The organism is Cypionkella psychrotolerans (genome assembly GCF_001294535.1).
Taxonomy (GTDB): domain Bacteria; phylum Pseudomonadota; class Alphaproteobacteria; order Rhodobacterales; family Rhodobacteraceae; genus Cypionkella; species Cypionkella psychrotolerans.
In genome coordinates this window covers 1-13,341 of record NZ_LGIC01000058.1, presented here as the reverse complement: position 1 = coordinate 13,341, position 13,341 = coordinate 1, and the positions used below count along the sequence as shown (strand labels likewise).

The 13,341-nt window shown below is 60.4% G+C and carries 10 protein-coding genes and 2 pseudogenes; 8 read left to right on the top strand and 4 right to left on the bottom strand.

Annotation, left to right across the window (positions count from 1 at the left end; genetic code table 11):
- A pseudogene (locus AKV04_RS11205) lies at positions 1-723 on the bottom strand (hypothetical protein); the annotation flags it as partial.
- Between the two features lie 202 nt (positions 724-925).
- Between AKV04_RS11205 and AKV04_RS11200 the strand changes: the two are divergent.
- Positions 926-1,852 carry a sensor histidine kinase gene (locus AKV04_RS11200; protein ID WP_054006519.1) on the top strand — a complete coding sequence of 309 codons (927 nt, stop codon included), beginning with the start codon at positions 926-928 and terminating at the stop codon, positions 1,850-1,852.
- A gap of 266 nt (positions 1,853-2,118) precedes the next feature.
- On the opposite strand, the gene AKV04_RS26190 is transcribed toward AKV04_RS11200, so the two are convergent.
- Positions 2,119-2,292 (bottom strand): hypothetical protein, encoded by a 174-nt coding sequence (locus AKV04_RS26190; RefSeq protein WP_156317485.1) that lies wholly within the window; start codon positions 2,290-2,292, stop codon positions 2,119-2,121.
- 199 nt (positions 2,293-2,491) lie between these two features.
- On the opposite strand from AKV04_RS26190, the gene AKV04_RS27710 reads away from it, so the two are divergent.
- Positions 2,492-2,674, top strand: a complete 183-nt coding sequence (locus tag AKV04_RS27710) for an SH3 domain-containing protein (protein ID WP_328287146.1) — start codon at positions 2,492-2,494, stop codon at positions 2,672-2,674.
- 172 nt (positions 2,675-2,846) lie between these two features.
- Here AKV04_RS27710 and torT read toward each other — a convergent pair whose 3' ends face one another.
- Positions 2,847-3,905 carry a TMAO reductase system periplasmic protein TorT gene (gene torT / locus AKV04_RS11190; RefSeq protein ID WP_054006517.1) on the bottom strand — a complete coding sequence of 353 codons (1,059 nt, stop codon included), beginning with the start codon at positions 3,903-3,905 and terminating at the stop codon, positions 2,847-2,849.
- Between the two features lie 107 nt (positions 3,906-4,012).
- Between torT and AKV04_RS11185 the strand changes: the two genes are divergently transcribed.
- Complete coding sequence (locus tag AKV04_RS11185; RefSeq protein ID WP_162232865.1) at positions 4,013-6,844, top strand: ATP-binding protein; 2,832 nt, start codon at positions 4,013-4,015, stop codon at positions 6,842-6,844.
- On the opposite strand, the gene AKV04_RS11180 is transcribed toward AKV04_RS11185, so the two are convergent.
- The gene (locus tag AKV04_RS11180; protein ID WP_054006515.1) at positions 6,825-7,529 is read right to left on the bottom strand and encodes a response regulator; all 705 of its coding nucleotides are present in this window, start codon (positions 7,527-7,529) and stop codon (positions 6,825-6,827) included. The two genes, AKV04_RS11185 and AKV04_RS11180, sit on opposite strands and share 20 nt — an antisense overlap.
- Positions 7,530-7,715: 186 nt before the next feature.
- Between AKV04_RS11180 and AKV04_RS11175 the strand changes: the two genes are divergently transcribed.
- From AKV04_RS11175 to AKV04_RS27110, 5 genes and pseudogenes are all read left to right on the top strand, one after another.
- Positions 7,716-8,651, top strand: a complete 936-nt coding sequence (locus AKV04_RS11175; RefSeq protein WP_156317486.1) for an ABC transporter substrate-binding protein — start codon at positions 7,716-7,718, stop codon at positions 8,649-8,651.
- Between the two features lie 79 nt (positions 8,652-8,730).
- Complete coding sequence (locus tag AKV04_RS11170) at positions 8,731-9,744, top strand: quaternary amine ABC transporter ATP-binding protein (protein ID WP_054006513.1); 1,014 nt, start codon at positions 8,731-8,733, stop codon at positions 9,742-9,744.
- Positions 9,744-11,675: an ABC transporter permease gene (locus tag AKV04_RS11165; RefSeq protein ID WP_054006512.1), complete on the top strand. Its 1,932-nt coding sequence runs from the start codon at positions 9,744-9,746 to the stop codon at positions 11,673-11,675. The genes AKV04_RS11170 and AKV04_RS11165 overlap by 1 nt, the downstream gene beginning before the upstream one ends.
- 189 nt (positions 11,676-11,864) lie before the next feature.
- Positions 11,865-12,619 (top strand): IS5 family transposase gene (locus tag AKV04_RS25555; RefSeq protein WP_235815612.1). Its coding sequence is split into 2 segments (ribosomal slippage): positions 11,865-12,198 and positions 12,198-12,619, totalling 756 coding nucleotides; the frame shifts between segments, so codons are not numbered across the junction.
- A 132-nt stretch (positions 12,620-12,751) separates the two neighbouring features.
- Positions 12,752-13,341 (top strand): annotated as a pseudogene (locus AKV04_RS27110) (hypothetical protein); the annotation flags it as partial.

Here is a 13,341-nt window from a genome sequence, read left to right as displayed (position 1 = left end):
ATCGTATTGCGGTTCCGGGGTTGCTCGGCGAACGGGATGCCCCTCGCCATTGGGCTTGAACCCGTGGCGCTTCCAATGGCTCGATCGGGGAGAATGGTATGAACCTGATAGGGCACGACTTCGAGCATGTGTTGCACGAACTCCCAGACGGTGCGTCTGTCAGCCGTTGCAACGCGTTGCGCGACGGCGAACTTGGCAGTCCGGTCGATGCCGACGAAGAGCGAGAGCTTGCCTTCAGCGGTCTGCATCCCAGCGATGTCCCCTCTCGTGGTTTGCAGGCAAACCACGAGAGGGCAGCGGATGTGGAAGAACCCGCCTTGCAGCATCGCCTGTCGGCCAATGGATCGGGTAGCGCTTGAACTTCTGGCGCTTCGGCTTCTCGCCCTCGACATCAGGCAGGCGGGAGATGCCGTGCCGTTGCAGACACCGGTGCAGCGCCGAACGGGTCAGGTGCGGGATCGACGGTTGCAATGCATAGAGGCAGTCATCCAGCGGCAGCAGCGTATGGCGCCGAAACGCGACGACCATTGCCTCTTCGGCCTCTGTCAGAACGGTGGACCGCGGCTTCGACGGCCCGGTCTTCATATCCTCGACCGTCGCGCGCTTGCGCCATTTCGCCACCGTCTTGGGGTTGATGCCCCGCTCGCGGCTCAACTGCGCGAGCGAAGCTTGTGATCGCTGTATTGCGGCTCTGACGGCGTGCGCCCCTCTCGGCGAATGCATGCATTCACCCGCCGGGCAACGGGATCGTGGCGCTCCCGGGACGAACCTGTCCCATGTTGCTTCCTTCCATGCCTGAGAAAGGATCGCACCATCAAACCGTGGGATCAAACACCTGGTTCTGCAAATCCTACACGGCACAGATGCCGATGACTTGCCACCGCACCTGACCACCGCGCCAAAGTTCCGGGTCGATGAAAGGGCAATGCAACGCTGGGGGCTGCCGGAAAACAAGCTGCCGGCTGGCACGGTTGTCCTGTTTCATACCCCCACTTTGTTCGAGCAGTTCCGGGCGGAGGTGTTGACCGCAGGCGGTATGATCCTCTTTCAAACGCTGCTGCTGTTCACACTGATCGTGCAGTTTCACCAGCGGCGCGTCGCCGAGCAAAAAGGCGCGCGTGGCGATCATCGAACTGGCGCGGCCAACCGGATGACCAGCATGGGCGAGATGACCGCCACCATCGCGCACGAGGTCAATCAGCCCCTCGCCGCCATCGTCGCCAACGCCAGTGCGGCCCAACGCTGGCTTGATCGTGCATCGCCGAACATCGCCGAGGCGCGAACCGAGCTGAGCCGTATCGCCGTCGATGGCCACCGCGCCGCAGAGGTCATCTCGACGGTGCGTTCGATGTTTGCTGATCGCAGCGGCGACCGGTCCACCGTCGATCTGGCAGAGGTGACGCAAAACATCCTGCTTCTGGCGGCGGGTGAATTGACGGCTGTGTCAGTGGTGCTGAAGTCCGACATTCGCATCGGTCTGCCCGCCGTTCTGGGCGACCGCGTCCAGTTGCACCAGGTCGTGCTGAACCTTGTGCTGAATGCCATCGAGGCGATGCACCTGGTTCCCGGTGCAGGTCGCGTGTTGGCGGTCGCGCTGGCCGCGCAAGGCCAGCAGATTGTACTGACGGTAGGTGACAGCGGTCCAGGCATCTCTACTGAAAACCAAAGTCGGATGTTCGACACATTCTTCACCACCAAGCCCAAGGGCATGGGGATGGGATTGTCGATCTGCCGCACCATCATGGCCGCACATGGCGGTGAACTGACCGTGGCGGAAAGCGGGCCGGGAGACACACTTATGCGTTGCGCGTGGCCAGCAAAAAGCGCGGGGTTCGGCGGAGCCGTCGCATAAAGGGGTATGACAGGATTATCCTGTCTCCCAGCGCTCAGCTTCGCGACGTCGTTCACAGATCTAACGGTTCTCCCAGATCGCTGCCCGTCCTGCCCGAACGCCGGATTATAGGCGCAGCGCTTTTATCCATCGACCGCCGCAAATCGCTGCTTCCGGGCATCGGCGATATCCTGACCCTGACCGGTGGGCGGCGATCCTGATCCGCGTCCATACAGACTATCCGACGCCAACCTCGTGCCAAGCGTGTACAACTTGCAAACGTGGCGTTACGATCTGACCATGTCGGCGCAGATCACGCTGTATTTCAGCGCTACCGCGCGCTGTCGCAGATCGACACCTTTGGCCGCCAGACCCCGATCAGCTTCGATGGCTAAATTAAGGCTCTGACGCAGGCCACCGCCCAGATTGACTATCGCAGCGCGGGCATCTGGCAAAGCCACAATTTGCAGTCTTCTAGCCGTTCCTTTCGGCAGGGCAGCAGGCTAAACTGTTATGTGAGTTACGGAAAGGGAGATCAGAATGCGCAGAACGGTTCTTATTGCACTGGCAGCGGCTGCGTTGTCTGCTGGATTGAGCGCTGAACCTGCGGCAGCGGGTTGGCGTGACCGATACGAGGTTTTTGACGTCAAGGGTGATGACATGCTGAAGATGCGCGCGGGCCCCGGAACTGGCTACAATGTCATCGTAGGCTTGCCAAACGGAGCCGTGGTGCGCATCGACAGCTGTCAGCTTATCGGCGGCACCCGCTGGTGCAAGGTCGCGTTAGAACAGGCCCGCGGCCTGAAGGGATATGTGTCTTCGTCATATTTGCGGAAAAAATGATCTGGCACTGCTCCGCTTTGCGCCGATCTGCGCACGCATGTGGTCGCTGAAGAAGATTTTCGGCCAGAAGCTGACGATCATTTGCCGACAAGTCGCTGTAGCGGCGACGCCATGTTAGTTCATCGCTCGAATTCCACGTTGGGATAATCGGTGTTGCATGCGGTCGGCTGGGTCAGTTCGATACTTTGAACACCGGAACGAACGAGGCCGGGGCGAGGGATTCCTGTGTGCCGATCTCGTCGATGTTTTCAAGTGTCAGGGTGACAATTCGTGGCCCCGCATGGCGGATCGTCAGATTGCCTTCGATGGCCCGCACGGCAAGTTCGATCGCAAAGCGGCCTTGCAGCACGGCGAAATCAGTAGGGGCTGCCAGAATACGCCCGCGTTTGATCCCGCGATAGACGCCGTGGCTGACATAGGTTGAGACGATGCCGATCCGGCCAGTCAAATTGCGCGCGCGCAGGATCGAGACGGCAGCCTCGGCCATCGGGCCACTGCCGACGAGGTAATTCACCTCGGGCACGCGGTCGAGCACGTCTTCAACCAAAAGCACCTGTTGCTCGATCCCGGTATCGCCGTAGCGAATGGCAACGATCTGCGCCGAACTGTCGGCAAGGGCTTCGAGAAACCCCTGTTCCACGAAATGCACCCAGCCCGCACCTTTGGGGCCGGGGAACCATGCCAACTTGACCGCAGGGCTGCCTTTTGGATGCCGTTGGGCGATGGCGCGCCCCGCCGCCGCGCCCATTTCCCGCCATGGCACGCTGGATTTGGCAGAGATGCCTGCATCGTCCATGTCGTTCACCGCAGCGATGACGGGCATTTGTTTCGCAATGTCCAGAACAGCCGGGGACAGGCCGTTATAAGAGACCGGCCCAAGGATCAGCGCATCCATATTGCGCTTGCCACAAGCTTTCACCTGTTCGATCTGGCGCGCGAGGTTTGGATAGCCCCCCGCCTCGTAAAGATCGAAGGAAACGCCAAGCCTGTTGGCTTCTTCGACCATGCCATAGTTGACGCTCAGCCAATAAGCGTCTTTCAGATGCGGATACAGCACGCAAAGCCGCCACGGTTTGGCTGCGTGATCAAGCGGATGGTAGAGCAGCGGCTGCGTTGGGCTGTCATCGTCAAACGGCACGATTGGCACTTCCAGTTGCCAAGATTCGGCGCGCGCAGGTTGGATTGCGAGGGCAGCGATCCCCGCAAACAGGACATGTCGCAAAAATCTCATGCCTTTGCTTCCATCCCCTGTAATCTGGTGCCAGATCCCGGGTAAGGTTACGGAAGATGCTGCACAAGTCCAGCCCATCGCGCGTCAGTTTGGGGCATATGTTGCTCATGGCCTTTTTGGTCATCGCGGGCTTGCCGACTCTGACCGGGGTGTTGGGCTGGATCGAGTTGCAAAAGGTGGCGCGCAACCAAACCAATGTGATCAAGGACACCATCCCGGCGATTTCCGAAGTGCGTGGCTTTACCGAGGAAATCAGCCGTATCGTCGTGGTCGCACCCGAGCTTGCCGCCGTCACCACCGAGGCCGCGCGAAGGGAACGTGCGGGCTATCTTTTTGCCCAAGCCGATGCGCTGAAACGCAGGGTTGCGCGCTATGAAAGCATGGGGGACGCGGTCCCGGCGGGCCTGGAGCAAGCCGAGGCCGATGTGCGAGGCGGGATCGAGCGGCTCGACCGTCTGGTGCAGGACCGTATCATCGCGATTGCGGCGCAGAAGGCGCGACTGCAAGCCGGGCTGAATGCCACCACAGAGTTGCTGGAAATCGCCGATACGCTGGTGGCGAACGCGCAGATGGGCACCTCGGCGGTGATCTCTAGCCTGTATGATCCCGATAACGGCGGCCCCGACAGCACGACGCGCCTAGAAACGTTGGACAAACTGATCGAGGTCGATTTGTTTCGCCAAGGTCTGATGACCGAGATGCGCTCGTATATTGGCGAGGTGGGGCTGTTGCTGAACCGGATCGCCACGGTGCAAAGCCTGGCAGAGCTTGCGCAGGTGCAAGCCGAGCTTCAGGCCCGCATTGAAATTGTGACGCGCCGTATTCTGGCGGTGAATGATCCGATCCGGGCCGAGCAGGCGTTGACGCTGTTGCAGATGATCCGGCCAAGCTCCGCCCCACCGCCGGATGCCGCCGACATGTTCAGCCTGACCAAAGGTATCCTCGATCTGAACCGCCTGATCGATGTGGCGCAAAGCGACGTGCGAGAGGCGGCGGTGCGACTGGAGCGCGAGGCGCAGGCGCTTGCCGATCAGATCACCGGGCGGGCGGTTTTGGCGGGGGCGGGGGCAAGTGCCGCGATCCGCACGACACAGCAGCTTTACGTCTGGGGCTCGGTTGCGGCCTTGCTGATTTCTTTGGCCGTGGTCTGGATTTATGTGCGCGGCAATATCACCCGCCGTCTGGATGCGCTTTCTGTCACGATGACGCGGCTGGCCCATGGCGAAGAAGTCGGGCGCATCATCCCGCACGGCACCGATGAGATCGCGGAAATGGAAGCGGCCGTTGAGGTGTTTCGTCTGCAAGGCATTGAGAACCATGCGCTGGAAGCCGAACGCGATCAGAATCTGGCCGAACTGCGCCGCCACCGGCTTGAGTTGCAACTTTTGGTGGCCGAGCAGACCAAGCAGTTGCGCGGCGAGGTCAGCGCCCATGCCGAAGCGCGCCACCGGGCCGAGGCCGCCGACCGCGCCAAGTCAGAATTTCTTGCGATGATGAGCCATGAAATCCGCACCCCGATGAATGGCGTATTGGGGATGCTGCGCAGTCTGGGGCGGGATGCGCTATCGCCACGTCAGCAGGGCCAGTTGCGCGCGGCCCATGCCTCGGGCGAGGGCTTGATGGTGATTTTGAACGACATTCTGGATTATTCCAAGATTGAAGCCGGGGCCGCGACCTTGGCGGAAGTGACCTTCGCGCCGGGGGATTTGTTGCGCGACATTGCGGTGGTGATGCGGGCCAGTGCGCAAGAGAAAGGGCTGCTGCTCCGGTTGAACGCGCCCACCGCTTTGCCGGCAGCGGTGGTGGGCGATATGGGGAAACTGCGGCAAATCTTGTTCAATCTGGTTTCCAACGCGGTGAAGTTTACCGAGCAGGGCGAAGTTGGTTTAAGCGTTACATCGCAGGAAGACACAGGCGGCTTTATCTTGACCTTTGCCGTCAGTGATACCGGGAAAGGCATTGCAGAAGCCTCGCAAGAGCGGATTTTTGGCGTGTTCGAGCAAGAGGATGCGCAGACCGCGCGGCATTATGGCGGCACGGGCTTGGGGCTTGCGATTTGCCGGCGCTTTGCCGACGCGATGGGGGCGACACTGACGGTGCAAAGCGCCAGCGGGGAAGGCACGAAGTTTACGCTGGTTGCAGGCTTCCGCCCCGGCAATGCTGCGGATTTGCCGCGCGATGTGGTGGATACTCCGGCTTTGCCCGATGCCCGAAAACTGCACGCTCTGGTGGTGGAGGATAACAATATCAATCAGATGGTTATTCAGACCTATCTGGAGGATATGGGGCATCAGGTGCATGTGGTTGGAACCGCCGAAGCCGCGCTAGCGGTGCTGGGTGGCACTCGGTTTGATGTGATCCTGATGGATGTAAACTTGCCGGGTCTTTCTGGCACCGAGGCGACGCGGATGATCCGCGCGATGGCGGATGCACGGATCGCGGGTCTGCCGATCATCGGGGTTTCGGCGCATGTGCAGGAGGCGGATCGGTTGGAAAATCTTCGGGCCGGAATGTCAGCGATTTTGCCGAAGCCTTTGTCGTTCAACGCGCTGTCAGCAGCACTGCTTAAAGTCGTTCCACAAAGGCATGTCCTGTTCGATCTGGCGTCCGATATGGGGGCAGAGCGTGCCTGCGGACTGGCGCGTATGTTTCTGGAAGGCTTGCAAAACGCGCTGGTGGCCATCGACGCCGCCGCAGCGGCCCGCGATTGGACCGCTTTGGCGCAGGCAGCCCATAATCTGAAGGGGGCTACGGGGAATTTTGACCTGCCGGTTTTGGTGGCGCATTTGGATCAGATCGAGGCTTCGGCCAAGCTTGGCCCGTCCACCCAGCTTGAGACTTACCTTCAACAGTTGCCCCCTTTGGCCGAGCAAAGCCGTTTGGCCATCGAAACAGCTCTGGCGGTGCTTGACCCCAGCCTCACCCAAGCTGCGCAGTGAACACATAGCCTTCGCCATGCGAAGTGGTGAAGATACGCGGAGCCTTCGGATCATCGCCAAATTTTGCCCGCAACCGTTGCACCAACACATCTATCGTGCGGGTGTTGGTGCCGTCTTGCCGGTGGGTGATCGCCATGATCAGCCGATCGCGGTCCATCACCGCCCCCGGATTGGTCACAAAAACCCGCAACAACTCGTATTCCGCCCGCGTCAGCACAATCGGGTGCCCCGCCGCATCGGTGACTTGGCGCGAGGCCACGTCAAAGCTGAAGCCGTTGAAGCGGAACACCCGCCGCGTCATTGCCCGCATCGCGGTGGTGCGCCGCAACAGGTTTTTCACCCGCGCCAGCAACTCGCGCCGATTGAAGGGTTTGCAGACGTAATCATCCGCGCCAAGCTCCAGCCCGACGATGCGATCGACATCATCGGTACGGCCCGACAACAGGATGATGCCGATTTCGGACCGTGCGCGCAGCTCACGGGTAATCTCTAACCCGTCTTTGCCCTGCAAGTTGATATCGGCAATCAGCAGATCGGCGGTGTTCTGTGCAAGGATCTTCTCGGCCTTCTCCGCCGTGTCGCATTCCGAGATCCGGTAGCCAAACGAGCCGAGATAGCTCGCCAAAGTGCTGCGAGTCACAGGCTCGTCTTCGACGATAACAATATGCGCTGGTCTGGACGACATCGGCTCTCCCGTCTGGAGCGTTTCCCGCTGTTAACAATTTTTTACAAATAATGCGAGTCCGTTCATCTCAAGGGTCTGACGCATTCACAACCCATCCCTAGCTTTGAGTCGCAGGGAAGGCCGTAAATTTCCCGCGAAACACCGCGCGCAGGCGTGGATATCCAACAGGGATGCACCATGAACTCTATGAAAACACTGCTTGCCGGAGCAACGGCACTGGTTTTGCTGGCACCCGCCGTCTGGGCCGCAGATTCGACCGATCCGATCATGATTCCGGTACACAATTGGTCCAGCCAGATCGTGATGAGCCATGTCGTTGGCGACGTCTTCACCTCGATGGGCAACAGCGTGGAATATGTGACAACCGACAGTCAGGCGGTTTACGAATCCATCCGTTTGGGTGATGCGTCGCTAGAGCTTGAAGTCTGGGAAGGCGCGTTTGGTGCGTCTTTTGATGCAGCAGTCGCCAAGGGTGGCATCCACGCCGCAGGTGCCCACAATGCCATCACGCGCGAAGATTGGTGGTATCCGGCCTGGACCAAAGAAGCCTGCCCCGGTCTGCCCGATTGGAAAGCATTGAACGAATGTGCGGCCTTGTTCAAAACCCCCGAGACCGGCGAGAAGGGCCGTTTTCTGGGCGGTCCGGTCGATTGGTTGAAGCATGATCAGGAAAAGGTCGATGCTTTGAGCATGAATTTCGCCGTGGTCAACGCAGGCTCTGCCGCCGCGATCTGGGCCGAGATTGGCGCTGCCGAAAAGACCAAAACCCCGATCGTAGTGTTCAACTGGACTCCGAACTTCGCTGAGGCCGTCTGGCCGGGTGAATTTGTGAACTTCCCCGAATGGGTGCCGGGCTGCAACGAAGATCCGTCTGTCGGCCCAATCCCCGACAAGACCTATGACTGCGGCAACCCCGCCAACGGCTATCTGAAGATCGCCGCTTGGGATGGCATGAAAGACAAATGGCCTGCGGCTTATGCCACGCTGACCAAAGTCAGCCTGACCAACCCGCAAATCGCCGAGATGGCCAAACTGGTCGATATCGACGGGATGGAGCCTGAAGATGCGGCAAAGGCTTGGATGGATGCCAACCCGGATGTCTGGAAAGCTTGGCTGAACTAAGCCGAACAATCGCAGTCACTTGGCCCATCCCGCGCGTTGCGGGATGGGCCGATCCTTTACTTAAGATCGAGGTTCCCGCATGTCGGAAAGCGTTATCACCTGCCGCAATGTCTCAAAGATTTTCGGGCCAAACCCGGCGCAGCATCTGGCGCAGCTGAAGGCCGATCCCGGTCTGTCGCAGGCAGGCTATGTCCATGCGGTGCGTGACGTTAATCTGGAGATCAGGCGCGGGGAAATGCTGGTTGTGATGGGCCTGTCAGGCTCGGGCAAATCCACGCTGGTGCGCTGTCTGTCGCGGTTGATCGAGATTACCGGCGGATCGGTTACGGTCGAGGGCCGCGACATTGCGACCCTGTCTGAACCCGAGCTGATCGACCTGCGCCGACGCAAGATGGGAATGGTGTTTCAAAGCTTTGGCCTGCTGCCGCATCGCACCGTTCTGGAAAACGTTGCCTTCCCGCTGGAAATGCGCGGACAGGATCGCGCCACCCGCTACGGTCGCGCCCGTGAGATGCTGGAACTGGTTGGCCTGAAAGGCCGCGAAGATTACTTCCCGCGTGAGCTTTCTGGTGGCCAACAGCAGCGCGTTGGCATCGCGCGATCCTTGGCAGTCGAGCCTGACATCTGGTTTCTGGACGAGCCGTTTTCGGCCCTAGACCCCTTGATCCGGCGCGAGATGCAGGATGAATTTCTGCGATTGAAGGGGATGATGAACAAGACGATCATCTTCATCACCCATGATTTTGACGAAGCTCTGCGTCTGGCCGACCGCATCGCGATCATGAAAGATGGCCGTGTCGAACAATGCGACACCCCCGACCAGATCGTGCTGCATCCGGCCACCGAATATGTGGCGAAATTCACCTCCGAGATTGACCGCGCCCGCGTGGTGCATATCGGCAGTCTTGTCGCCCCGCTGACCTCACCCGCCATAGGCGAACCCGTGGCCGCGCATCGCACCATCCGCGATCTGGCCCGGCAACTGATCTCTGACCCGCGCATCGAGATTCCGGTGATCAACGATCAGGGCGCAGTGATCGGCTCTGTCTTGCGGCAAACGGCGCTGGATGTGCTGCTCGGGGATGCACAGTGATGTGGCGGTCTGCGCGCTTTGCTGGCACCGCAAAACTGCTGCTTGCGCTGGCCGTGGCGTTGATGCTGTGCAAGGCGATCCTGCCGCAAGGCATGATCCGCCCGCCGGAATGGCTGGTGCTGCCCTTTGCCGATTGGATCAACGCGGTTTTCGCTTTCCTGCAAAACGATCTGGGCCTGATGGCGGTGACGCGGGCATTTTCCGACGTGGTGGAATGGTTGTTGAATGTTACCGCCAACCTGCTTTACGGCAAAAGCCGCTGGCCGAACCTTGGCCCGATCCCGTGGAGCGTCATTGCCGTCACCGCCTTTATGGCCGGCTATGCGCTGAAAGGCTGGCGCTTGGGGCTGATCAGCGGCGGCACCTTTGTCTGGATCGCGTTGATGGGACAATGGCAATGGGCGATGGAAACCCTGTCGGTGATCGTTGTCGCCGCCCCGTTTTCGGTAACACTCGGTCTTGTGCTGGGGGTGCTGGCTTGGCGGTCGCCGCGATTTGAGCGGGTGCTGAATCCGATCCTCAGCATCGCGCAATCCTTGCCGCATTTTGCCTATATGATCCCGGTCGTGGTGTTCATCGGGGTCGGCCCCAAAGCGGGCGCGATTGTCACCATCATCTTCTCGGTGCCGCCGATGATCCGCATGACGCTGCTGGGGCTGAAAAAAGTCCCCGAGGAGGTGATCGAGGCAGGCAAGATGTCAGGCGCCACCCGTTGGCAGTTGCTGACGCGGGCGCGCATCCCCACCGCGCGGTCCGAGATTCTGATCGGCGTCAACCAAGTCATCATGCAATGTCTGGCGATGGTGGTGTTGGCCAGCTTCATCGGGATGCCGGGCTTGGGGCAGAAACTGCTGCAGCTGCTGCAATCGCTGAAAATCGGTCTGTCGGTCGAGATCGGCGTGACCATCGTGTTGCTGGCGGTGACGCTGGATCGACTGACCAAGGCTTGGGCGCTGCGCCTCCCCGTGCATGAGGCCGCAAGCCCGTCTTGGCTCAAACGCAATCGGCTGTTGGTGATCTGGCTGGCACTCTGCGCCTTGGGTTTTGGGTTGGCGCATTTTTTCCCGTATTTTCTCGAAGTCGAGCGCAAGCAGGCGCTGTCTGTGGCGGGGCCGATAGATGCGCTGATGGATCAAGTGATCCGGCTGATCACGCCGGTCACGCTCTGGCTGCGCTGGTTTTTGATCACTTGGGTGTTGATCCCGATGCGCGATGCCTATCTGTGGCTGCCGTTCACCGCCGTATTGCTGCTGCTCGCCGCCTTGGGCTGGGCGATCGGGGGCTTGCGATCCGCACTGATTTGCGTGACGTATTTTGGCCTGATCGCCGTGTCGGGCTGGTGGGACCGCGCGATGATCACGGTGTATATGGTATGCATCTCGGTGGTGATTGCGGCTATTCTGGGCATTCCTTTGGCGATTTGGGGGGCACGCAACCCCACCCGCGCCGCGCGCATCCTGTTGGTCTGTGACACGGCACAAACCTTCCCCAGCTTCATCTACCTGATCCCGGTCATTATGCTGTTCGGCGTCAATGACGTGGCGGTGGTCGCCGCCGTTGTGGTGTTTGCCGCCGTGCCATTGGTGCGCTACACCATTGAGGGCTTGCGCAACGTGCCGCCCGAAATGGTCGAGGCCGCGGATATGAGCGGGGCGACAAGCGGGCAAGTGCTGTGGCACGTGCGCCTGCCGATGGCGCTGCCCACTATGCTGGTCGGAGCCAATCAATCGGTGATGTTCTCGCTGTTCATGGTGATCATCGCGGCCTTTATCGGCACGCAAGATCTGGGTCAGGAAATGCAGCGCGCCTTGTCCTCCACCGATGTGGGCAAAGGCTTGGTACTGGGGTTTGCCGTGGCCTTCATGGGGCTGATGACCGACCACCTTATCACGCGTTGGTCAGAGGCCCGAAAACGCGCGCTGGGGCTGTGAGTGCTGTAGCGACAGATGTAGAGCCGAGCCATAGGCAGCTTTCGCGAGCCCGGACCTCAGCACCGCCGCACCTGAGAATGTCCATTTTTTTCGCCCATTGCTTCGGACATCCCTAGGCTCTGGACCCGTTAAATCGCTTGCGGTCAGGGTAGCTCATTGATTCACTAGCGGCAGCAAGGGGGTGCTGCCATGACCGAGATGATCCTGCTTTCCGAAGACCAGATGGCGCGGATTTCGCCGTTCTTTCCCCTCTCACACGGGATGCCTCGTGTCGATGATCGTCGGGTGATCAGCGGCATCATCTTCGTGATCCGCAATGGCCTGAGGTGGCGTGACGTGCCCGCAAGCTACGGGCCACACAAGACAATCTACAACCGCTTCATCCGCTGGAGCGAGATGGGCGTGTTCGGGCGCATCTTCGTCGAGCTTGCCAAGGGCGGTGGCGAGACGGAGGAGGTGATGATCGACGCGACCCACCTCAAGGCGCACCGGACCGCAGCCAGCCTGCTCAAAAAGGGGCTCTTCCCCGGTTCATTGGACGCACCAAAGGCGGGTTGAACTCAAAACTCCACGCGGTCTGCGACAGTGAGGGACGGCCCCGCACCCTGTTTCTGACCGCAGGCCAGGTCAGCGACTATACCGGAGCGGCGGCCTTGCTCTCGACGCTGCCCCCGGCGAAGGCCCTCCTGGCAGACAAGGGCTACGATGCCGACTGGTTCCGGGAAGCCCTTGCAGATCGCAACTGTGCGGCCTGCATCCCATCGAAATCAAACAGAAAAATCCAGATAGCCCATGACAAGGCGCTCTATCGCAAACGCCACAAGATCGAGAACATGTTCGGAAAGCTAAAGGATTGGCGGCGCATCCACACCCGTTACGACCGCTGCGCCCACACCTTTATGTCCGCCATAGCAATCGCGGCCATCGTCATCTTCTGGATATGATCAATGAGTCCTGAGCCTAGGTGTTTGATCCCACGGTTTGATGGTGCGATGCTTTCTCAGGCATGGAAGGAAGCAACATGGGACAGGTTTGTCCCGGGAGCGCCACGATCCCGTTGCCCGGCGGGTGAATGCATGCATTCGCCGAGAGGGGCGCACGCCGTCAGAGCCGCAATACAGCGATCACAAGCTTCGCTCGCGCAGTTGAGCCGCGAGCGGGGCATCAACCCCAAGACGGTGGCGAAATGGCGCAAGCGCGCGACGGTCGAGGATATGAAGACCGGGCCGTCGAAGCCGCGGTCCACCGTTCTGACAGAGGCCGAAGAGGCAATGGTCGTCGCGTTTCGGCGCCATACGCTGCTGCCGCTGGATGACTGCCTCTATGCATTGCAACCGTCGATCCCGCACCTGACCCGTTCGGCGCTGCACCGGTGTCTGCAACGGCACGGCATCTCCCGCCTGCCTGATGTCGAGGGCGAGAAGCCGAAGCGCCAGAAGTTCAAGCGCTGCCCGATCCATTGGCCTCCCGGCGATGCTTGCATCGCCGGGAGGCGGGTTCTTCCACATCCGCTGCCCTCTCGTGGTTTGTCTGCAAACCACGAGAGGGGACATCGCTGAGATGCAGACCGCTGAAGGCAAGCTCTCGCTCTTCGTCGGCATCGACCGGACAGCCAAGTTCGCCGTCGCGCAACGCGTTGCAACGGCTGACAGACGCACCGCCTGGG

Excerpts from the sequence above, each read along its gene's own strand:
- AKV04_RS11200 (WP_054006519.1), top strand. The coding sequence starts at position 926 with ATGCAACGCTGGGGGCTGCCGGAAAACAAGCTGCCGGCTGGCACGGTT.
- AKV04_RS27710 (WP_328287146.1), top strand. The coding sequence starts at position 2,492 with ATGCTGAAGATGCGCGCGGGCCCCGGAACTGGCTACAATGTCATCGTA.
- torT (WP_054006517.1), bottom strand. The coding sequence starts at position 3,905 with ATGAGATTTTTGCGACATGTCCTGTTTGCGGGGATCGCTGCCCTCGCA.
- AKV04_RS11185 (WP_162232865.1), top strand. The coding sequence starts at position 4,013 with ATGGCCTTTTTGGTCATCGCGGGCTTGCCGACTCTGACCGGGGTGTTG.
- AKV04_RS11180 (WP_054006515.1), bottom strand. The coding sequence starts at position 7,529 with ATGTCGTCCAGACCAGCGCATATTGTTATCGTCGAAGACGAGCCTGTG.
- AKV04_RS11175 (WP_156317486.1), top strand. The coding sequence starts at position 7,716 with ATGAAAACACTGCTTGCCGGAGCAACGGCACTGGTTTTGCTGGCACCC.
- AKV04_RS11170 (WP_054006513.1), top strand. The coding sequence starts at position 8,731 with ATGTCGGAAAGCGTTATCACCTGCCGCAATGTCTCAAAGATTTTCGGG.
- AKV04_RS11165 (WP_054006512.1), top strand. The coding sequence starts at position 9,744 with ATGTGGCGGTCTGCGCGCTTTGCTGGCACCGCAAAACTGCTGCTTGCG.